The following is a 426-nucleotide window of genomic DNA, read 5'->3' as shown; positions in this document are numbered from 1 at the left end:
CATCTAAAGTCGCCAGGAAAAGGGGTCCGTACCCGGGGCCGACACGCACCGCGACTCTTGCAGATGAGTTCAAGAACTACATGGTCGATAGCGGCAAGGGCACGATCAAGGAAGTTCGGTGGTCCGACGCATCAGCCGGCGGAGCCCAGCTCGGTGACGTTCTCGGCTATGACTGGGACGGACCAACGGCGGCCACGAGAGCAGATGGAAGGATGGACCACCTAGCCATCGTGACCGGCTTCTCAACCGATGGACGACCGCTTGTCAGCCAGCACACCAAGCCGCAATCAAATCGCTACTGGGCTTGGAGCGAAAGCGATAATAAGTGGATCACCCAAGCCAAGCCCGGCGCTCGTGTTTACTTAATCCGCATCTCCAATTGGGTATAGTTGGTGCGGGGCGGGGCCCCCTCTGCACTCCATATGG

1 protein-coding gene is annotated in these 426 nt (G+C 59.2%); it reads left to right on the top strand.

From position 1 onward, the window contains the following. Positions 1 to 389, top strand: a 389-nt coding sequence (locus I6F37_RS41310) for an amidase domain-containing protein (protein ID WP_225154567.1), incomplete at its 5' end; no start/stop codon positions are given. Between the last annotated feature and the right edge of the window lie 37 nt (positions 390 to 426).

The organism is Bradyrhizobium sp. NBAIM08, assembly GCF_020193935.1.
Lineage (GTDB): Bacteria > Pseudomonadota > Alphaproteobacteria > Rhizobiales > Xanthobacteraceae > Bradyrhizobium > Bradyrhizobium yuanmingense.
The sequence above is the reverse complement of the archived record's forward strand: the minus strand, read 5'-3'. Positions and strand labels throughout refer to the sequence as shown.